We start from the raw sequence: 20,856 nt of genomic DNA, 5'->3' as shown, positions 1-20,856 counted from the left end.
ATCTACATCTTCAATCACTTGGATTACATGATACCGAAGAAACGAGCTGCGATACCTACTGCAAAGAGAGCAAGGATGATTGTGATTGGTGATACTTTTTTCTTAAGCAACCACATGCAAAGGAAAGTAAGGAGAAGTCCCATCAATCCTGGAATCAATGAGTTCAACTGACCTTGAAGGGTTTGTGGTTGAATCTTATCTAGGCTCAATCCACCAAGTGCTTGACCAAGGATACCTTTCAACTCAGCACCTGATACAGGTCCTTCTGGGAAGTTGATGTAGGCACCTTCAGCCAATTGTTTACCTGGAAGGTTAACAGTAAAGTTGATAGACACCCAACGTTGTACAAGAACGGCAAGGATGAACATACCGAGGATAGAAGCTCCTTTAGTGATGTCTTTCAAGATACCACCAGACATGTCTTTAGTGATTTCAGATCCAGCTTTGTAACCGAACTCTTGTGTATACCATAGGAAGGCCATACGGATAGCATTCCATCCAAAGAAGAAAAGAAGGGGACCAACAATGTTACCAGATGCAGCAAGTGATGCACCAAGAGCTCCAAGGATAGGACGAACTGTAAACCAGAATACTGGGTCACCGATACCAGCAAGAGGTCCCATCATACCGATTTTAACCCCTTGGATAGCCGCATCGTCGATTTCAACACCGTTAGCGCGCTCTTCTTCAAGTGCAAGAGTAACCCCCATGATTGGAGCAGCTACGTATGGGTGAGTGTTGAAGAACTCAAGGTGACGCTCAAGAGCAGCCGCTTGGTCTTCTTTTTTAGTGTACAATTTTTTGATAGCTGGGATCAAAGAGTAAGCCCAACCCAAGTTTTGCATACGCTCATAGTTCCAAGAACCTTGAAGGAATTGTGAACGCCACCAAACTTTTTGACGATCTGATTTTGATAATTGAATTTTTTCAGCCATGATTGTTCCCCTTTCTAGTAGTCTTCTAGGATATCACCGATTGGGTCGTTAGAAGTCGCAGCTCCGCCGCCACCGTTTCCACCTTGTTTTGTAAGGTTAAGGTAGATGAAGGCAAGGGCAACACCGATGACACCAAGGGCAATCAAAGTCAATTGAGAGATTGCTGCAAGAGCAAAACCGATTGCGAAGAATGGCCATACTTCACGAGTTGCCATCATGTTGATAACCATAGCGTAACCAACGGCAACGACCATAGCACCACCGACAGCCATACCACCATTCAACCAGTCTGGCATCAATTTAAGAGCATCTTGAACGGCAGAAGCTGGGATAGCAATAAGGAAGGCAGCAGGGATTGCAATACGAAGACCTTGAAGGAGAAGTGCAACAAAGTGAGCACGCTCAACAGCAGCGATATTTCCGTCTTTAGCAGCAGCATCAGCAGTGTGAACCAAACCAACTGAGATTGTACGAACAATCATAGTCAAGAAAAGTCCAGCTACGGCAAGAGGGATAGCTGTTGCTGTTGCAACGGCGATACCATCAGTAGTAAAGTTACCACCTTTGATCAAGATAATCGCTGCCGCAACAGATGCAAGAGCAGCGTCAGGAGCTACGGCAGCTCCGATGTTTGCCCAACCAAGGGCGATCATTTGAAGAGATCCACCAAGCATAACACCTGCTTCGAGGTTACCAGTTGCAAGTCCGATAAGGGTACATGCGACGATTGGTTGATGGAATTGGAATTGGTCGAGGATACCTTCAAGACCTGCAAGGAAGGCAACAACTACAACCAAGATAGCAGAAATGATTGAAATATCTGACATGGTTTTATTCCTTTTCTATTTAGTTTTAATAAAGTATTTAATCCTGTTTTCAAAAATGATCGAAACAGATTAACATTATTGAACGTTTGCTTTCTTAATCAAGTCAAACAAATCTTTTTTCGTGTCGTTTGGTACTTTACGTACGTCAAATTCAACACCGAGGTCACGCAATTTTTCAAAGGTTGCAACGTCTTCTTTGTCCATAGACAAAACGTTGTTAATCATTGTTTTACCTGTTGAGTGAGCCATAGAACCAACGTTAAGGGTCTTGATTGGCACGCCACCTTCGATAGCACGAAGTGCATCTTGTGGAGTTTCAAACAAGATAAGGGCATGAGTTTCGCCGAAACGTGGGTCTTTTGCAACGTCGATCAATTTTTGAATTGGGACAACGTTAGCTTTTACTCCGTTTGGAGCTGCTTGTTTGATCAATTCTTTACGCAATTCGTCGTTTGCAACGTTGTCTGAAGCAACGATGATACGGTCTGCTTTTGAATCAGGAGTCCAAGCAGTGGCAACCTGACCGTGAAGGAGACGAGTGTCTAGACGAGCAAGGTTGATTTTCAGTTTACCGTCACCGATAACTGTTCCTTCTGGAATAGCAGCTTGTGCAACTGGAGCAGCTGCAGCGGTTGCAACTTCCTCAACTGGGTTAAGCTCTTCTGGAAGAGCCTTGATGCCATCTTTGGCTTCTTTAATGATATTCGCAGCGACTTTATCCACACCTGCATTCGCGTCCATAAGGCGCTCTGTGTAGGCTTGGATCAACATCGGCAAGTTCAGTCCTGTGATGATGGCAAACTTACGTTCTGGATTTTCTCCCATTACGCGACTAGCTTGGTTGAATGGAGATCCACTCCAAAGGTCAGCCAATACTAGAACCTCATCTTCTGCGTCAAATGCAGCCACAGCGTTGTTGAATTTAGCGTAAAGGTCATCTGGACCTTCATTTGGCATAAAGGTTACAACTTGAACCTTTTCTTGTTCACCAAAGATCATAGATCCTGACTGATGAATACCCGCAGCAAATTCGCCGTGGCTCGCAATAATGATTCCGATACTCATTATTGTCATTCCTCCTTATAAAATGTTTGACTGTATGTTTAAGAAAACTTTAAGCCTAACTTTAAGTATAAACCGTTTTCAAACAAAAAGCAACCATTTCTTATAAATATGTGTTAATTTTCAATGAAAACTCGTTTACAAAATGTTAATATATAAACATTTTGTGGAAATGTATGAAAAAATAAGAGGGTAATTTAATATAAAAAAATGAAAACAGGACGATTAATTGAAAAATTGTGAAAATCAAAAAAGCTAGCACAAGCTAACTTTTTGAGCGTTATAGGAATAAATCTTGTAGGGTATGGGCAACACCATCTTCATCATTTGTCAGAGAGAGTTGCTCATCTGCATACGGCAAAAGATCAGGATTGGCATTTTTCATGGCATATCCCTTGCCTGCAAATGCCAACATTTCGGTGTCATTATGCTCATCACCAAAGGCAATCAAATCTTGTCTGTCACGGTTCATAACATTGAGCAAGTATTCCAAAGCAAAGGCTTTGTTGACCCCTTTTGGTGTACATTCGAGAATGTTGAGGGGCCCTCCCCAGGTATTGATTGCTAGTTGGTGTTGGTAAAAACGATTCATCTCATCTGCTAGCGCGTATTTATCATCGACTCTTGTTTGCAAGAGGATACAGTTAGGGTCCTTGGTCACCAATTCAGATTTGAATTGATTTTCTGGTTGGAAATTTTCTACACCAAATAGTTTGGGATTGGCAATTTCTTCATTAGGAGCCGTGATATAAAATTTCTTGCGGTATTCTCCTGCAATAAAGTCGGCTTGGATATCCTCTTTGCGTTTGACCATGTCTAAGAGGTATTTTTTGTCCAAGGTCAAGCACTTTTCGTGTTCCCAAGTCTGTCCTGGTAGATGGGTAAGAGAACCGTTGAAGTTGATCATAGGTGTGTGCAACTCTAGTTCCTGATAAAATTCTTTTGCCATACGGTAAGGGCGCCCAGTAGTGATGATGACATGGTGGCCTTTTTCAGCAATTCGTTTAATTGTGTTTCGAGTAAAATCTGAAATCTTACTCTCTGAGTTGAGCAGGGTTCCGTCCAAATCGACTGCGATAATTTTTTTAGTCATATAAACCTTCCTAGTACATTCCAGATAAGATGTCTACTATTATATCAAAAAGAAAGAAGAAAAACAGACTCAAAACAAAAATAGAAATTTCATTTTGTTAAATAAATCAAACAAATATATTGAAAAGGTGAATGATAAATGATATAATACTCTCATTGTTCGTAAAAAAACAAAAGGAGATTAAACATGGACAAACTATTTAAACTAAAAGAGCACGGGACAGATGTCCGTACAGAGGTGCTTGCTGGTTTAACAACATTCTTTGCAATGAGTTATATTCTCTTTGTAAACCCTCAAATGCTTTCACAAACAGGGATGCCTGTTCAAGGTGTGTTCTTGGCAACAATTATCGGTTCTGTAGTTGGTACTTTGATGATGGCTTTCTATGCTAATTTGCCATACGCACAAGCACCAGGTATGGGACTCAATGCCTTCTTCACATTTACAGTTGTGTTTGGGATGGGCTATACTTGGAAAGAAGCTCTTGGTATGGTCTTCATTTGTGGAATTATTTCACTGATTATTACCTTGACAAATGTTCGTAAAATGATCATCGAATCTATTCCTACAACACTTCGTTCAGCTATTTCAGCTGGTATTGGTGTTTTCCTTGCCTATGTTGGGATTAAGAATGCTGGTCTCTTGAAATTCTCAATTGACCCAGGTACTTATACTGTAGCAGGTGAAGGAGCAGACAAGGCTCAAGCTGCACTTACTGCAAACTCAGCAGCCGTTCCAGGATTGGTAGACTTCAATACTCCAGCAGTATTGGTGGCTCTTGCTGGTCTGGCTATTACCATCTTCTTTGTTGTTAAAGGCATCAAAGGTGGAATCATTCTTTCTATTTTAACAACGACTGTGCTTGCCATTGCTGTTGGTGTTGTGAAATTATCAGGGATTGACTTCGCTAGCAACAATCTTTCATCAGCAGTTAATGATCTTGGGACTTTGTTTGGTGCCGCTCTGGGCTCAGAAGGTTTAGGATCTTTGATTTCAAACACTTCACGTTTACCAGAAACCTTGATGGCTATTCTTGCCTTCTCACTAACGGATATTTTTGATACAATTGGTACTCTTATCGGTACTGGTGAAAAAGTTGGTATCGTTGCGACAAGTGGGGAAAACCATGAGTCAGTTAAATTGGACAAGGCTCTTTACTCTGACTTGGTGGCGACTTCAGTAGGTGCCATTGCAGGTACTTCAAACGTTACGACTTATGTTGAGTCTGCGGCGGGTATCGGTGCTGGTGGACGTACTGGTTTGACGGCCCTAGTTGTTGCAATCTGTTTTGCTCTCTCTAGCTTCTTTAGCCCACTTCTAGCGATTGTTCCGACAGCTGCAACAGCGCCAATTTTGATCATCGTCGGAATCATGATGCTTTCTAACTTGAAAAACATTCCTTGGGATGATATGGCTGAAGCGGTTCCTGCCTTCTTCACATCTATCTTTATGGGATTCAGCTACTCTATCACACAAGGTATTGCTGTTGGTTTCTTGACTTATACCTTGACAAAAGTTGTCAAAGGTCAAGCCAAGGATGTGCACGTGATGATTTGGATTTTGGATGCCTTGTTCATCCTGAACTATATTAGCATGGCGCTATAAGCTATAAATGGTATAATAGAAAAAGGGGAGTCTCCCCTTTTTATTATAAGGAGGTACATCATGAAGAAAAAAGGTATCTGGCAAGAAATTCTGGATAGAGGAATATGGGTGTTGATTTTTTTAATAGGATTGGTGTTATCCCAACTTCCTTTAATTTTATCTGCCCTTTTATCTGCTAGACAATTCCCACTCCTCCAGTCAGGACTCTTGGTGGCTTTGCTGTCGGTTGCTATTCTAGCGGTTTTTATCTTTAGTGCGCGAAAAACAGAGATTGCGACCTTCAATCTTTCTTTTTTCAAGGCAAAAGATCTGGCCCGCTTGGTTTTGAGTTATTTGGTTATTTTCACAAGTAATTTATTCGGATCTGCCTTGCTTCGTCTGATGAATGAATCTACGACCAGCAACCAATCAACTATTAATAATCTGGTTCAGAATAGCTCGCTGATTTCCAGTTTTTTCTTACTGGTTCTGATTGCTCCCATTTGTGAGGAAATATTGTGTCGTGGAATTATCCCTAAAAAGATCTTCCGTGGGAAGGAGAAGTTGGGTTATCTTGTAGGTGCAGTCGTCTTTGCCTTGCTCCACACACCGACCAATCTGCCTTCTCTCCTTATCTATGGAGGAATGTCGACAGTTTTAACTTGGACAGCCTACAGAACAGAACGTTTAGAGATGTCAATCTTGCTTCATATGATTGTCAATGGTATCGCCTTCTGTTTGCTGGCTTTACTGGTTTTGATTAGTCGAAATGTAGGCTTACCTTTCTAAACCATTTCCTTACTTGGAAAAGATAAATGCTAGCGTATCCATCTTTTTCTTTTTATGGTAAAATAGAGAAATAATGTGGTGAAAAACCTTGAGGAGTGACCGTATGTCCAATAAAGCTAGTCAGGCAAAAACAGCCGTTTGCGGAATTATCAATGTAACCCCAGATTCCTTTTCGGATGGTGGGCAGTTTTTTGCTGTTGACCAGGCTCTTCAGCAAGCCCGTAAATTGATAGCTGAAGGAGCTAGCATGCTAGATATTGGTGGAGAATCAACTCGGCCGGGTGGCAGCTATGTTGAGATAGAAGAGGAAATCCAGCGTGTTGTTCCAGTAATCAAAGCTATCCGTAAGGAAAGTGATGTCCTTATTTCCATCGATACTTGGAAAAGTCAGGTGGCAGAAGCTGCTTTGGAAGCTGGTGCCAATCTGGTAAATGATATCACTGGTCTCATGGGTGATGAGAAAATGTCTCATGTGGTTGCCAAAGCGGGAGCGCAAGTAGTTATCATGTTTAATCCAGTCATGACTCGACCTCAGCACCCTAGTTCGCTCATATTTCCTCATTTTGGCTTTGGACAAGCTTTTACAGAGGAAGAGTTAGCTGACTTTGAAAAAATGCCAATCGAAGATTTGATGAAGTCTTTCTTCGAACGAGCCTTAGCAAGAGCAGAAGAAGCTGGGATTGCACAAGAAAATATTCTGCTGGATCCAGGAATTGGCTTTGGTCTGACTAAGAAAGAAAATCTACTCCTTCTACGTGATCTGGATAAACTGCATCAGAAAGGCTATCCAATCTTTCTTGGAGTTTCGCGCAAGCGATTTGTCCTCAATATCTTGGAGGGAAATGGCTTTGAAGTCAATCCTGAAACGGAAGTCGGTTTCCGAAATCGGGACACCGCTTCGGCTCATGTGACTAGTATCGCTGCGAGACAGGGTGTCGAAGTGGTGCGCGTGCACGATGTAGCCAGTCATAAGATGGCAGTTGAAATTGCGTCAGCCATTCGTTTGGCAGATGATGCAGAAAATCTAGATTTAAAACAATATAAATAAGATGAAAGAAATTCAAAACAATCAGTGGATTGCTCACTACCGGACGGACCAACCGCATTTTGGTTTGGAACGAATGGTGGAACTATTAGCTTTGCGTGGCAATCCCCATCTCAAGCTCAGGGTTATCCATATCGGTGGAACCAATGGAAAGGGTTCGACCATTGCTTTTTTGAAAAGTATGCTGGAAAAGATGGGGTTGAAAGTTGGAGTTTTTAGCTCGCCTTATCTCATTCATTACACAGACCAGATTAGCATCAATGGGGAATCCATTCCCGAGGCTAGGCTAGAAGCCCTCATGGCAGACTATCAGTCTTTGCTTGAGGGGGAGAAGGTCGCTGCTTTACAAGGAACGACTGAGTTTGAGATTATCACAGCTCTAGCTTATGATTACTTTGCCTCAGAGAAAGTAGATGTGGCCATCATGGAAGTGGGCATGGGTGGTCTTTTGGATAGTACCAATGTCTGCAAGCCGATTTTAACAGGAATTACGACCATTGGACTGGATCATGTAGCCCTACTTGGTGACACCTTGGAAGCCATAGCAGAGCAGAAGGCTGGTATTATCAAACAAGGTATTCCATTAGTGACAGGTCATATTGTTCCTGAAGCCTTGACTGTTATTGACCGCATTGCGGAAGGGAAAGATGCGCCTAGACTTGCCTATGGAAAAGATTATCAGGTTCGTCATCAAGAAAGCGTGGTAGCGGGTGAAATCTTTGATTATACCAGTTCTGTCAGACAAGGTCGCTTTCAAACAGGTCTGCTTGGCTTGCACCAGATAGAAAATGCGGGGATGGCGCTTGCTCTCTTAGACACTTATTGTCAGGAGGTTGGACGAGAATTAGCTAGCAATGACTTGGTTGCTCAAGCCATGGAGGAAACCAGATGGCCAGGGCGTTTGGAGGTCGTGTCTAGTGCCCCTTTGCTGCTTTTGGATGGGGCTCACAATCCGCATGCTATCAAGGCCTTGTTGGTAACCTTGCGAGAACGCTTTGCGGATTATCATAAGGAAATCCTCTTTACCTGCATCAAAACCAAGGCTTTGGAGGATATGCTGGATTTGCTAGAAACGGTGCCAGATAGTCAACTGACTTTAACCTGTTTTGACGATAGTCGGGCGACGGATGAAAGAGTATTGAAAGAGGCAGCTGAGTCTAGAAATCTCAACTATCAAAGTTGGCAGGATTTTCTAGAGCAGAAATTGACAGATAGAAAAGAAGAGAAAAAAACAGTTAGGATTGTTACGGGCTCCTTGTATTTCTTGAGCCAAGTGAGAACCTATCTGATGGAGAGGAAGAACGAGAATGGATACACAAAAGATTGAAACGGCTGTAAAAATGATTATTGAGGCTGTCGGTGAGGATGCTAATCGCGAGGGATTGCAGGAAACACCTGCTCGTGTAGCCCGTATGTACCAAGAGATTTTTTCAGGTCTTGGTCAAACAGCGGAGGAACACCTGTCAAAATCCTTTGAGATTATTGATGATAATATGGTTGTAGAAAAGGATATTTTTTTCCACACTATGTGTGAACACCACTTCTTGCCCTTTTATGGGAGAGCGCACATTGCCTACATTCCAGATGGTCGTGTGGCAGGCTTGTCCAAGCTAGCACGTACGGTTGAAGTTTATTCTAAAAAACCACAGATTCAAGAACGGTTGAATATTGAAGTGGCTGATGCCTTGATGAACTATCTGGGGGCTAAAGGAGCCTTTGTTGTCATTGAGGCCGAGCATATGTGTATGAGCATGCGTGGTGTCAGAAAGCCAGGCACGGTAACCTTGACGACAGTCGCTCGTGGTCTATTTGAAACAGATAAGGACCTCCGAGATCAGGCTTATCGTCTAATGGGACTATAAAAAGAATCCGCTTTAAGCGGATTTTTCTAGAAAGGACAAGTTATGGATCAACTGCAGATTAAAGATTTGGAAATTTTTGCCTATCATGGTCTTTTCCCTAGTGAGAAAGAATTGGGGCAGAAGTTTGTTATTTCCGCAAGCTTATCCTATGATATGACCAAGGCAGCGACAGACTTGGACTTGGCGGCTTCTGTCCATTACGGAGAACTTTGTCAGCAGTGGACGACTTGGTTTCAGGAAACCACTGAGGACTTGATTGAAACGGTAGCCTACAAACTAGTAGAGCGTACCTTTGAGACCTATCCTCTTGTCCAAGAAATTGAGTTGGAACTCAAAAAACCTTGGGCTCCAGTGCATTTACCGTTGGATACCTGCTCGGTGACCATTCACCGTCGTAAGCAACGAGCTTTTATCGCTCTAGGAAGCAATATGGGGGATAAGCAAGCGAACTTGGAACAAGCCATTGACAAACTGCGAGTTCGAGGTATCCATATTCTCAAAGAATCCAGTGTCTTGACGACGGAGCCTTGGGGCGGTGTGGAGCAGGATAGCTTTGCCAATCAGGTGATTGAAGTAGAAACCTGGCTACCGGCTCCAGTCTTGTTAGAAACATTATTAGCCATTGAGTCAGAAATGGGACGGGTTCGAGAGGTGCATTGGGGGCCTCGTTTGATTGATTTGGACTTACTCTTTGTGGAGGACCAAGTCATTTATACAGACGAGCTCATCTTACCTCATCCTTATATAGCAGAACGCCTCTTTGTCCTTGAACCTTTATTGGAAATAGCTCCCCATTTTATTCATCCAGTACTCAAACAGCCTATACGCTACTTGTATCAAGAATTGAACAAATAGAAAAAACTCTAGTTCCTCAGCAGTTTGCGCCGAGAAGCTAGAGTTTTTAAAATAGGTCATTTTCTTCAGGAAGGAGGATGGTTTCTTTCCCGTCCATGTCTAAAACAAGGACCCGAGGAGGGTAAAGAGGGTCGAAGGGATGATTAAAATCAAAGTCGATACTAGTCGGCAGGTGCTGACTAGAGAAATGGAAGGTAATGGTCCCCTCGTTGTTTAGCAGTTGAAATTCAAGTTCCTCTTCTAATTCAAAGACGTTTTTCAAAAAATGATCGATAATAAACCATAAAGAGTCGATAACATCGTCAGGCAAGCTGGTCACAACGCCAAAACTGGCCGAACGTCTCTGAGTATTTGTAAAAGCCATAAACATTCCCTCCCTCCTTTTATTTTTCCTTATCATACAGCAAAACATCCCAAAAATCAAGAAATCGTACTCGCTTTTTCAAAATGGGAATAGGTTGTGAAATTTTTTCAAAGTTTCTCTAAAAAATACTTGAAAGTGTTTACAATAAGTGATAAAATGGAGTAAGCAGATGTATGAAAGCGAAATTTTCAATATAGAAAGGAAATAGAATGAACACAGATGATACAGTAACGATTTATGATGTTGCCCGTGAAGCTGGGGTTTCAATGGCAACTGTTAGCCGTGTAGTGAATGGCAATAAGAACGTCAAAGAGAATACTCGTAAAAAAGTTCTAGAGGTGATTGATCGTCTTGACTACCGTCCAAATGCGGTAGCGCGTGGCTTGGCCAGCAAGAAAACCACGACAGTTGGTGTTGTGATTCCAAATATCACTAATGGCTATTTTTCAACCCTAGCCAAAGGAATTGATGATATTGCAGAGATGTATAAGTACAATATCGTCCTAGCCAACAGTGATGAAGACGATGAAAAAGAAGTTTCAGTAGTTAATACTCTCTTTTCAAAACAAGTTGATGGTATTATCTTTATGGGCTATCACTTGACTGAAAAGATTCGTTCAGAATTTTCTCGTTCACGGACACCAGTTGTTCTTGCTGGTACTGTGGATATAGAACACCAACTTCCAAGTGTCAATATTGATTACAAACAAGCAACGATTGATGCCGTCACCCATTTGCTTCAAGAAAATGAAAAGATTGCCTTTGTCAGTGGGCCACTTGTTGACGATATCAACGGTAAAATTCGGTTGATTGGTTACAAAGAAGCATTGAAAAAGGCAGGAATCCCTTATAGCGAGGGCTTGGTATTTGAGTCTAAATACAGCTATAATGATGGCTATGCCTTGGCAGAACGCTTGGTTTCTTCACAGGCTACAGCTGCAGTTGTGACAGGTGATGAATTGGCTGCAGGTGTGTTAAATGGCTTGGCAGATCACGGTATTTCTGTACCGGAAGAGTTTGAAATCATTACGACAGATGATTCTCAGATTGCACGATTCACTCGTCCAAACTTGACTACTATTGCCCAACCTCTTTATGATCTAGGTGCTATCAGCATGCGTATGTTGACTAAAATCATGCACAAGGAAGAGTTGGAAGAACGTGAAGTTCTTCTCCCTCACGGTTTGACAGAACGTCGTTCGACACGAAAACGCAAATAGAAAAAATCAGGGAATCGAGAAGATTTCCTGATTTTGTATTCTAGAGAAGAGGATTAGCCTTCCATATAGTCTTTTAAGGCCTGCCCTTTTAGTCCCGCGTTGATAGCAATCAATAATTTGAGGCGCGCTTTTTGAGCATTGAGTTCTTTGACAAAGAAAACACCAGCTCGTTGCAACTGCACTCCTCCGCCTTGGTAGGCATAAACAGGTTCTGCAATTCCGTTAAAACAACGTGAAACCAAGGCGACTGGAATGCCTTTTTGGAGGAGACTTTCTAATTTTTGAGCTGTTTCTTTGGGAACATTGCCTGCTCCAAAAGCCTGAATGACTAAGCCATCTAGCTGTTCCAAGTCTAACATATCGATCAGCTCGTCTGTCATACCGGCATAGGCAGAGATGATGGGAACCAGACCTTGAATATGTTCGAGATCAAAACGGACACGAGGCTCAGCTGTTTTGAAGTAGAGAATTTCTTGCTTCATGATGAGACCGAGAGGCCCGTGAGTAGGAGTTTGAAAGGTACCGACGTTGGTGGTATGGGTTTTGGTAACATACTTGGCCGCGTGGATTTCATCATTCATGACGACCAGCACACCCTTGTCGGCTGCTTTGTCATTGCTGGCAACTCGTAAAGCACTCAGATAGTTGTATACACCGTCGCTACCGAGTTCGTTGGAACTACGCATAGCTCCAGTTAGAACGATGGGCATGTGTGGGATTTCCATGGTATCAAGGAAGTAGGCAGTTTCCTCTAGCGTATCTGTTCCATGTGTGATGACAACTCCATCGTAGTGGTCTGCTTCCTCTTTGATTTTATGATAGAGTGCAAGCATATGCTTGGGTTTGATATGGGGACTCGGCAGGTTAAAAAAGTCTAGGGCATAAACCTCAATCCCTTCAAGCGGATTGGAAACATGGTTCATGGGATTTTCCTGGCTAGTTACAACGGCACCAGTGGCGTCAGCTTGCATGGAAATAGTTCCACCTGTATGTAAAACAAGGATTTTCTTAGGCATGATTTACTCACTCTCTCTGAAATGTGGTATAATCATTGTAACACAAAAGGGGAGAATGGGATAGGATGGAAGTCAAAGCTGTTTTTTTTGATATCGATGGAACGCTAGTCAACGATCGTAAGAGTGTTTTGAAATCCACTAAGGACGCGATTAGGATTGTGAAAGAACAAGGGGTACTTGTCGGAGTGGCGACAGGACGGGGGCCTTTCTTTGTCAAGGAATTGATGGAGGATTTAGATCTGGATTTTGCAATAACTTATAACGGACAATATATCTTTAATAAAGAAAAAGTCTTATTTGCTAGCCCGATTGCCAAGTCAAGTCTGCGTCAACTGATTGCCTATGCTAAAAAGGAGCGAAAAGAAATCGCTCTTGGAACCGAGCATGCTGTTGTTGGTTCGAAAATTATGTCATTTGGTCTCGGATCCTTTTCACAGCTGGTTAGCCGTTTCATTCCAACTGGCTTAACAAGAACCGTTAGCCGTTCCTTTAATCGAATGGTCAGCAAGGCAGTTCCTCAAAAGGAAGATGACCTACTTCGTTTGATCAATGAGCCAATCTATCAAGTGTTAATGCTGATGACACCCGAAGAATCTGAGAAAGCTGCAAGTGATTTTGAAGATTTGAAATTGACTCGAAGCAATCCCTTCGCTGCGGATATCATCAACCAAGGGAATTCCAAACTAGAAGGCATTCGTCGAGTTGGGAAAGAGTATGGTTTTGATCTCAACCAAGTCATGGCCTTCGGAGATTCAGACAATGACCTGGAAATGTTGGCAGGTGTTGGTATGTCTGTAGCCATGGGAAATGGCAGTAGCAGCGTCAAAGAAGTTGCCAAGCACATTACTGCAAGTAACCAACAAGATGGCATCCACAAGGCGCTCGAGCACTTTGGTGTTTTGGCTTCAGAAAAAGTTTTTGTCAGTCGAGATTACCATTTTAATAAGGTCAAGACCTTCCACCACATGATGGATGAACGGACGCAGGAAGAGCCGCAAGCATGGGATATTGAAGGGGCGACCCATCGTGCAGACTTTAAAATTGAAGAATTAGTAGAGTTTGTTCGCGCAGCAAGTTCTTCAGAGGAAGAATTCCAGCAGTCACTTGCAAGCATGCATGCGGCACTTGATAAGGCGGCCGAAAAGGTGAGGCAAAAAACGCCTGCCCAAAAAGATCTAATCGGTCAGGTTGATGCCCTAATCGATACACTATATTTTACTTACGGCAGTTTTGCCTTGATGGGAGTGGATCCAGAACGCATCTTTGATATTGTGCATGAGGCAAACATGGGGAAGGTTTTTCCTGATGGAAAAGCCCATTTTGATCCAGTTACACATAAAATCTTAAAACCGGATGACTGGGACGAAAAATATGCTCCAGAACCTGCTATCAGAAAGGAACTGCAGCGTCAGCTCAAGGCTTATGAGCGACATAAAGAGAGAAATAAGTAAGAAAAAAGGGAGCCTAGCAGGCTCCTTTTATGTTCCTATAATGTTTTTTCTTGTTCTCTCACGACGAGCAAATCAACTTTTGCGTGGCGGAGGATGTATTCAGATGAAGAGCCAACCAAGAGGCGTTCAAAGGCATTAAGACCCGTTGCACCGACGAGAATCAGGTCAACATTTTCTGCGTCTGGAATGGTACGGGCAAGGAGGGTTTTCGGATTTCCCATTTCGATGACGATGTGAATATCCGTCACGCCCGCATCTCTCGCACGCTTTTCGTACTCCTTCATCAAACTTTCAGCATCGACTTGGAGTTCTTCGTAAACTTCAGCATCAAAGGTAGACACGCTTTGAAGAGCGCGTGTGTCAATAACATGGGCAATGGTGAGCTTGGAATCATTGCGTAGAGCAGTGTAAACACCTTTAACAAAAGCCAAGTCTGCCTCTTTAGAACCATCAATTGCAACCATAACATTTTGGTAACGTTGTGCCATAATGAAACCTCCTGAAATTTTCTTACTTTTATTGTAATCCTTTTCACTAAAGAAGTAAAGTAAAAATCATATTTAAATAAATATTATCGGAGATTCGATTTGGTGGAGATATGTTAAAATAAAAGAAAACGGGATATTAGGAAACATAGTGAAGGGATGAGAAAGTATGAAAGAGTCTGTTCAAGCTTCTAAAAAAATAAGTCTTCTTTATAATGGAATTATCCTTGCGTCACTTGTAGGAGAAGTAGTGATGCTTTGGCAGCTGGAAAGAGTCGTGCCTGTTCTCTATCCAGGTTTTGTTGTTTTTCTTCTCTTTCACTTAGTCTACCACATCATTTTATTTGTGATTGCAAAGAGAAGTGGTCGCTTGGACTATTTGGTCACGTGGGGGCTCTTTCTCATGTTTAATCTTTTGTATGATTCCTTTTTAGCATTGGTCTTTCTAGGTTTGTCTTTTGGTATGTGAGAAAATGCTTCTGTATTCTAGTTGTTTAGACGGTGAGAACCTAGTCGTTGTGAGTTTTTTTCTTTGCTTGCTCATTTCAGGAAACTTGTCGCAATCCCTTTCTAGTGGTATAATGTTACTATCCTGACGAATTGAGGAAACAAGATGAAAGAATATAACAAGTCTAGTAAGTTAGAGCATGTTGCTTATGATATCCGTGGCCCCGTTTTAGAAGAAGCTATGCGGATGCGAGCAAACGGAGAAAAGATTTTACGTCTGAACACAGGAAATCCAGCAGAATTTGGCTTCACAGCGCCAGATGAAGTCATTCATGACTTGATTATGAATGCGCGTGATAGTGAGGGATATTCTGACTCCAAAGGGATTTTCTCAGCCCGTAAGGCCATCATGCAGTATTGCCAACTGAAGAAATTTCCCAATGTAGACATTGATGATATTTACCTTGGAAATGGTGTCAGTGAGCTGATTGTTATGTCCATGCAGGGGCTTTTGGACAATGGAGATGAGGTCTTGGTGCCTATGCCAGACTATCCTCTCTGGACGGCTGCTGTCAGCCTAGCTGGGGGAAATGCGGTTCACTATATCTGTGATGAAGTTGCAGAATGGTATCCTGATATTGACGATATCAAGTCAAAAATTACTTCCAATACCAAGGCTATCGTCCTTATCAATCCAAATAACCCAACTGGAGCCCTTTATCCTGAGGAACTCTTACTGGAGATTATTGAGATTGCTCGTCAAAACGATTTGATTATCTTTGCGGATGAGATTTATGACCGCATGGTAATGGATGGGCATGTACACACGCCTGTGGCAAGCTTGGCACCTGATGTTTTCTGTGTCAGCATGAACGGTCTGTCAAAATCGCATCGTATCGCTGGTTTCCGTGTGGGTTGGATGGTCTTGTCTGGTCCTAAGACTCATGTCAAGGGCTATATCGAAGGTCTCAATATGCTGTCCAACATGCGCCTTTGTTCTAACGTTTTGGCCCAGCAAGTCGTACAAACATCACTAGGTGGGCACCAGTCAGTGGACGAATTACTCCTTCCTGGTGGTCGTATCTATGAGCAAAGAAACTTCATTTACAATGCTATTCAAGATATTCCAGGTTTGTCTGCGGTCAAGCCGAAGGCGGGTCTTTATATCTTCCCTAAAATTGACCGCAATATGTACCGCATCAATGATGATGAACAGTTCGTTCTTGATTTCTTGAAACAAGAAAAGGTTCTCTTGGTTCATGGTCGCGGCTTTAATTGGCAAGAACCAGACCATTTCCGTATCGTTTACCTCCCACGAGTGGACGAATTAGCACAAATCCAAGAAAAGATGACTCGTTTCTTGAAACAGTATCGTAGATAGGGCTTTCATAGGAAAAGCTAGAAAACATTTGCTTGGAGCTATTGACAAAAGTGGCAGAATCAGATAGAATAGTAAAGTATGTTTAGTAACTGATCACTTTATAGCCGGCTAAACGAATACAAAATCTATGAGGAGGTATTCATCGTGAAACGTACTTATCAACCAAGTAAACTTCGTCGTGCGCGCAAACACGGATTCCGTAACCGTATGTCAACTAAAAACGGTCGTCGCGTATTGGCAGCTCGTCGTCGTAAAGGACGCAAAGTTTTGGCTGCATAATCCAAACGAATTCAACAAAGAAGTCAGTAGGAACTCGAGTCTACTGGCTTTTCTTTTTCCTATAATATCAGTCTGTAAATGCTTTATATTTTTTCTGAAATAATGTATAATGTTTCATATACTATAAAAATGGAGAACAGTTATGAAGAAATCAAAAGCCCTCCTACTAGGGGCTGGAATTTTGAGTGCAAGCTTCTTGATGGTGGCTTGTAGTTCGGCACAATCAAATACAGATAAAACCTACTCGTATGTATTTGCTAGCAATCCAGATACATTAGACTATATCACTTCGACACGTGGTTCAACCTCTAGCATTACGACAAACTTGATTGATGGTTTGTTGGAAAATGATAAGTACGGCAACCTCGTTCCTTCTATGGCGCAGTCATGGAAGGTATCAAAGGATGGCTTGACCTATACCTACAAAATCCGCCAAGGGGCTAAGTGGTATACCTCTGAAGGAGAAGAATACGCTGAAGTGACAGCTCATGACTTTGTGACAGGTCTTAAGTATGCAGCGGATAAAAAGGCTGAGAACTTGTACTTGGTACGGGATTCAATCAAAGGTTTGGCAGATTATGTCGAAGGGAAAACATCTGACTTTGAGACGGTTGGAGTCAAGGCAGTGGACGACTATACTCTCCAATACACCTTGAACAAGCCGGAGTCTTATTGGAATTCAAAGACAACAGGGGGAATTTTGAGCCCTGTCAATGAAGCCTTTTTGAAATCTAAGGGAGATGACTTTGGAAGTGTTACCCCATCTAGTATCCTGTCAAATGGGCCATACTTGTTCAAGTCTTTCACATCAAAATCTTTAATTGAGTTTGAAAAGAACCCTAATTACTGGGATAAGGACAATGTGAAAATTGAGAAGGTAAAACTTTCCTTCTATGATGGTTCAGACCAAGATAGTTTGGCTCGAGGATTCTTAGAAGGCAACTACACAGATGGCCGTATCTTCCCGACAAGTTCTGTCTTTGACCAGTTGAAAAAAGGGAATGAAGATAAGATTACCTATACTCCTCAGGATGCTGTGACTTTCTACTATCTCTTCAATGTCAACCGTCAAAGTTACAATCAAACCATGAAACAGACGGATAAAGAAAAAACCGATTCGCGTGCAGCTATGCAAAACAAGGACTTCCGTCAGGCGATTAACTTTGCCTTTGACCGTCATGCCTACGCCGCACAGACAAATGGAGAAGATGGAGCTGACCGTATCCTTCGAAACACAGTCACACCAAGCAATTTTGTTCAAATTGGTGGGAAAAACTTCGGAGATGCTGTCAATGAAAAGATGGTCAACTATGGCACAGAGTGGGCTAATGTCAATCTAAACGACGCTCAGCCTGCCTTCTTGAATGCTGATAAAGCCAAGGCAGAATTTGCCAAAGCCAAAGAAAGCTTACAGGCAGAAGGTGTGACTTTCCCAATCCATCTAGACATGCCAGTGGACCAGACTGCTAAGTTGGACGTACAACAAGCCAGTTCTTTCAAGCAGACGGTTGAGGAGACACTTGGATCAGATAATATTGTTATCGATGTGATTCAACTTTCTCCAGACGAGAAAGACAATGCAACCTTCTTTGCTGACACAGCTGAACAAAAGGACTATGACATCGACATCTCAGGTTGGAGTGGAGATTATTCAGATCCGAAAACCTATCTTGACCTCTTGGATCCAGACTCTGGTTCTCAGTTAAAAAATCTTGGCTTAACTCCAGGAAAAGACAATGATGTCAAGGAAAAAATCGGTCTCTCTACCTACAAGAAGTTGTTGGATGAGGCAGATAAAGAAGTTGAAAACACTCAGGTTCGCTATGAGAAATTTGCCGAAGTTCAAGCATGGCTAACAGATAGTGCTCTCTTTCTGCCGGTTCAAAGTGGAGGAGCTAATCCAATCTTCCGTAAGACTGTACCGTTCACAGGAGCCTTCTCATTTGTCGGACACAAAGGGGATGCGGACAACTACAAATACCTTGAGTTGCAAAAAGATCCCGTGACTGCGAAACAGTACCAAGAGCTTTATGAAAAATGGCAAAAAGAAAAAGTTGAGTCCAACAAAAAAGCCCAAGAAGATTTAGCTAACCACATTCAATAATATTCCTAGTCATGCTTTTTAGTTAAGCATAGTGGCTGGATTCAGAAAAAGGCCCCACCAGACGCTTTTTAGTTCTGGTAGGGCCTTTTCTTTATTCTTTTAAGTGATAGGAGTAGCTAGCGACAACGACGTCTTCATGCCATCTGAGAGCGTATTTTAGTTTGAGGCTCATTTGATTGTGCAGGATGTTTTGCCAAGGCTTGTTAGGGATAAACTGTGGGACGAGGACTGTAACGGTATAGTTTTTTTGCTTGGCTTCTTGGGCGATTCGTTTGACATACTTGACGCTAGGGGTGATGATGTTTCGGTAGCTAGTGTTGATATTTTTCAGAGTGATATTTGGGAAGTAATCGGCAAATTCCTGAAGAATTTCTTGGTCTTTTTCTTCCGTTTCTTTAGTAGAAATGTGCATGGCCAACACTTCATCACCGATACTTTGAGCGTAGTTAATGGCTCCGACACTTACTCGAGTGACGTTTCCTACTAGGACAAGGACAAGGTTGCCGTCATAAGTGCGTTTTTGGATTCCTTCGTAGAGTCGTAGTTGTTTTGCTACTTTTTGATAATGACTGTGAATGGACAAAAAGAGGAAGGTTAAGACTAGGATAATTGGGAAGAATGGCCAGATATCACCCAGTCTGAAGAGGAGTAAAATGAGGACAATGGCATAACAAATGATGGCCCCAAGGATATTAGCGAAGGCAGATTTTAAGAAGTTTGCTCCTTTTTCCTTTTTCCAATGGCGAATCATCCCAGTCTGAGAAAGGGCAAAGGGAACGAAGACTCCGATAGTATAAAGAGGAATCAAGCGTTCAGTATTCCCGTTAAAAATGAGAAGAAGGATCATAGCCCCGAAGGCCAGAGTTAAGATACCGTTGGAGTAACCGAGACGATCCCCCTTTTCCATAAAGAGATGGGGCATGTACTTGTTTTTAGCCATATTGTAAGCTAGCATAGGGAAGGCTGAAAAGCCAGTATTTGCAGCTACAGCTAGAATTAAGGCTGTTGAGAACTGGAAGAGATAGTAGCTAGCATGACCAAAGAATGAATCACCAAGAATGCCCTTGGCCATTTGCGAAAGGATGGTTTCTCCGTTTTGAGGCGTGATGCCCATCCAGTAGTTTAGGAAGGTGATGCCTGCAAAAAGAAATCCTAAAATCAGCGACATGATGGTTAAGGTCTGAGCAGCATTCTTTTCTTTCGGAGTTTTGAAAAATGGTACCGCATTTGAAATAGCCTCAACCCCTGTCAGGGATGCCGAACCGCTGGTAAAGGCTCTTAGTAGGAGAACGATGGAAAGGCTCGGAACAGTTTGTCCAATGGTTGAAGTCGCCTGATAGTTTAGGGAACCTGTAAATAGTTGAAAGAACCCATAAAGCAAGAGAAAGACGGTACTGAAGATAAAGAGGTAGACGGGAATCATCAGAGAGCTGGCAGATTCTTTCAAGCCTCTTAAATTCAAGAGCATGAGCAGGCAGACTAGGAAAATAGAGATATGAAGATTATAAGGATGGAGGGCAGGGATAGCTGCAGTAATGGCATCAGCTCCAGACGCAACGGATACGGCTACTGTCAGCATATAGTCAACAAGGAGGCTGCCTCCTGCAATCAAGCCTAGTTCGGGGGAGAGATTTTCCCGAGTGACCATATAAGCTCCTCCGCCTTGAGGATAGGCGTGGATGATTTGACGATAGGAAATGGTCAAACTAGCGAGGAGTAAGAGGACAAAAATACCGATAGGGAGGCTCCACCAAATAGCGAGAGGAGAGAGACTAACTAAAACGAGAATGACTTGTTCAGGCCCATAGGCAATAGAAGACAGGGCGTCACTGGATAACATTGCAAGTGCCTGCATTTTTCCCAATAACCCTCCTTCGCCGTCTGTGAGAGACTTGAGTGGTCGACCGATAAAGGTATATTTTAATTTTCTAAACATTTTCTTTTCCTTTGCTGAAAATTTCAATAAGTGTTATTATACTGCTTTGAGAAAAGGCAGTCAAGGGAGAATGATTGGTATTAGAATATTTTTACAAGCCGAGGGATGCTATTTTTGGTAT

The 20,856-nt window shown here is 42.4% G+C and carries 20 protein-coding genes; 12 read left to right on the top strand and 8 right to left on the bottom strand.

The window, feature by feature from the left end:
- Window positions 1–23 precede the first annotated feature (23 nt).
- The 4 genes from BLS46_RS04945 to BLS46_RS04930 all read right to left on the bottom strand — a co-directional run bounded on the left by BLS46_RS04945 (window position 24) and on the right by BLS46_RS04930 (window position 3,917).
- A complete protein-coding gene (locus BLS46_RS04945; RefSeq protein ID WP_000818317.1) occupies window positions 24–935 on the bottom strand; it encodes a PTS system mannose/fructose/sorbose family transporter subunit IID in 912 nt (303 codons plus the stop codon).
- Between the two features lie 14 nt (window positions 936–949).
- Entirely contained in the window at window positions 950–1,762 is an 813-nt protein-coding gene (locus BLS46_RS04940; RefSeq protein ID WP_093586011.1) for a PTS mannose/fructose/sorbose transporter subunit IIC, read from the bottom strand.
- Between the two features lie 75 nt (window positions 1,763–1,837).
- Window positions 1,838–2,827, bottom strand: coding sequence for a PTS sugar transporter subunit IIB (locus tag BLS46_RS04935; RefSeq protein ID WP_045593666.1), 990 nt, complete (start codon window positions 2,825–2,827; stop codon window positions 1,838–1,840).
- Between the two features lie 277 nt (window positions 2,828–3,104).
- Window positions 3,105–3,917 carry a Cof-type HAD-IIB family hydrolase gene (locus tag BLS46_RS04930; protein ID WP_000162368.1) on the bottom strand — a complete coding sequence of 271 codons (813 nt, stop codon included), beginning with the start codon at window positions 3,915–3,917 and terminating at the stop codon, window positions 3,105–3,107.
- Window positions 3,918–4,103: 186 nt separating this feature from the next.
- Here BLS46_RS04930 and BLS46_RS04925 point away from each other — a divergent pair, with 186 nt between their 5' ends.
- The 6 genes from BLS46_RS04925 to folK all read left to right on the top strand — a co-directional run bounded on the left by BLS46_RS04925 (window position 4,104) and on the right by folK (window position 10,052).
- Window positions 4,104–5,522, top strand: coding sequence for an NCS2 family permease (locus BLS46_RS04925; protein WP_000359243.1), 1,419 nt, complete (start codon window positions 4,104–4,106; stop codon window positions 5,520–5,522).
- A 60-nt stretch (window positions 5,523–5,582) separates the two neighbouring features.
- On the top strand, window positions 5,583–6,290 hold the full coding sequence (locus BLS46_RS04920) for a CPBP family intramembrane glutamic endopeptidase (RefSeq protein WP_000726540.1): 708 nt from the start codon (window positions 5,583–5,585) through the stop codon (window positions 6,288–6,290).
- Window positions 6,291–6,393: 103 nt separating this feature from the next.
- Window positions 6,394–7,338 carry a dihydropteroate synthase gene (folP, locus tag BLS46_RS04915; protein ID WP_093586009.1) on the top strand — a complete coding sequence of 315 codons (945 nt, stop codon included), beginning with the start codon at window positions 6,394–6,396 and terminating at the stop codon, window positions 7,336–7,338.
- A 1-nt stretch (window position 7,339) separates the two neighbouring features.
- Window positions 7,340–8,662 (top strand): bifunctional folylpolyglutamate synthase/dihydrofolate synthase, encoded by a 1,323-nt coding sequence (locus BLS46_RS04910; RefSeq protein ID WP_093586007.1) that lies wholly within the window; start codon window positions 7,340–7,342, stop codon window positions 8,660–8,662.
- The gene (gene folE, locus BLS46_RS04905) at window positions 8,643–9,197 is read left to right on the top strand and encodes a GTP cyclohydrolase I FolE (RefSeq protein ID WP_000380934.1); all 555 of its coding nucleotides are present in this window, start codon (window positions 8,643–8,645) and stop codon (window positions 9,195–9,197) included. The genes BLS46_RS04910 and folE overlap by 20 nt, the downstream gene beginning before the upstream one ends.
- Before the next feature lie 42 nt (window positions 9,198–9,239).
- Window positions 9,240–10,052, top strand: coding sequence for a 2-amino-4-hydroxy-6-hydroxymethyldihydropteridine diphosphokinase (folK, locus tag BLS46_RS04900; protein WP_093586005.1), 813 nt, complete (start codon window positions 9,240–9,242; stop codon window positions 10,050–10,052).
- A 46-nt stretch (window positions 10,053–10,098) separates the two neighbouring features.
- On the opposite strand, the gene BLS46_RS04895 is transcribed toward folK, so the two are convergent.
- Window positions 10,099–10,416 (bottom strand): DUF960 domain-containing protein, encoded by a 318-nt coding sequence (locus tag BLS46_RS04895; protein ID WP_000886039.1) that lies wholly within the window; start codon window positions 10,414–10,416, stop codon window positions 10,099–10,101.
- Window positions 10,417–10,625: 209 nt separating this feature from the next.
- Here BLS46_RS04895 and ccpA point away from each other — a divergent pair, with 209 nt between their 5' ends.
- Window positions 10,626–11,636, top strand: a complete 1,011-nt coding sequence (gene ccpA, locus BLS46_RS04890) for a catabolite control protein A (RefSeq protein ID WP_038804599.1) — start codon at window positions 10,626–10,628, stop codon at window positions 11,634–11,636.
- Between the two features lie 53 nt (window positions 11,637–11,689).
- Here ccpA and BLS46_RS04885 read toward each other — a convergent pair whose 3' ends face one another.
- A complete protein-coding gene (locus tag BLS46_RS04885; protein WP_093586003.1) occupies window positions 11,690–12,652 on the bottom strand; it encodes an asparaginase in 963 nt (320 codons plus the stop codon).
- Between the two features lie 65 nt (window positions 12,653–12,717).
- Between BLS46_RS04885 and BLS46_RS04880 the strand changes: the two genes are divergently transcribed.
- Window positions 12,718–14,103 (top strand): Cof-type HAD-IIB family hydrolase, encoded by a 1,386-nt coding sequence (locus BLS46_RS04880; protein ID WP_093586001.1) that lies wholly within the window; start codon window positions 12,718–12,720, stop codon window positions 14,101–14,103.
- Window positions 14,104–14,138: 35 nt separating this feature from the next.
- Here the strand turns inward: BLS46_RS04880 and BLS46_RS04875 are convergent, their stop codons facing one another.
- Complete coding sequence (locus tag BLS46_RS04875; protein ID WP_000079160.1) at window positions 14,139–14,591, bottom strand: universal stress protein; 453 nt, start codon at window positions 14,589–14,591, stop codon at window positions 14,139–14,141.
- 166 nt (window positions 14,592–14,757) lie between these two features.
- Between BLS46_RS04875 and BLS46_RS04870 the strand changes: the two genes are divergently transcribed.
- The 4 genes from BLS46_RS04870 to BLS46_RS04855 all read left to right on the top strand — a co-directional run bounded on the left by BLS46_RS04870 (window position 14,758) and on the right by BLS46_RS04855 (window position 18,799).
- Window positions 14,758–15,057: a hypothetical protein gene (locus tag BLS46_RS04870; RefSeq protein ID WP_093585999.1), complete on the top strand. Its 300-nt coding sequence runs from the start codon at window positions 14,758–14,760 to the stop codon at window positions 15,055–15,057.
- A gap of 144 nt (window positions 15,058–15,201) precedes the next feature.
- Window positions 15,202–16,416 carry a pyridoxal phosphate-dependent aminotransferase gene (locus tag BLS46_RS04865; RefSeq protein ID WP_093585997.1) on the top strand — a complete coding sequence of 405 codons (1,215 nt, stop codon included), beginning with the start codon at window positions 15,202–15,204 and terminating at the stop codon, window positions 16,414–16,416.
- 144 nt (window positions 16,417–16,560) lie between these two features.
- The gene (rpmH, locus tag BLS46_RS04860; RefSeq protein WP_000831905.1) at window positions 16,561–16,695 is read left to right on the top strand and encodes a 50S ribosomal protein L34; all 135 of its coding nucleotides are present in this window, start codon (window positions 16,561–16,563) and stop codon (window positions 16,693–16,695) included.
- 142 nt (window positions 16,696–16,837) lie between these two features.
- Window positions 16,838–18,799, top strand: a complete 1,962-nt coding sequence (locus tag BLS46_RS04855) for a peptide ABC transporter substrate-binding protein (RefSeq protein ID WP_038805804.1) — start codon at window positions 16,838–16,840, stop codon at window positions 18,797–18,799.
- 91 nt (window positions 18,800–18,890) lie between these two features.
- On the opposite strand, the gene BLS46_RS04850 is transcribed toward BLS46_RS04855, so the two are convergent.
- Entirely contained in the window at window positions 18,891–20,735 is a 1,845-nt protein-coding gene (locus BLS46_RS04850; RefSeq protein WP_093585995.1) for an APC family permease, read from the bottom strand.
- Window positions 20,736–20,856: the final 121 nt, after the last annotated feature.

Origin of the sequence: Streptococcus sp. NLAE-zl-C503, from assembly GCF_900104285.1 — a bacterium.
GTDB lineage: Bacteria > Bacillota > Bacilli > Lactobacillales > Streptococcaceae > Streptococcus.
This window is presented reverse-complemented; position numbering and strand designations above follow the sequence as displayed.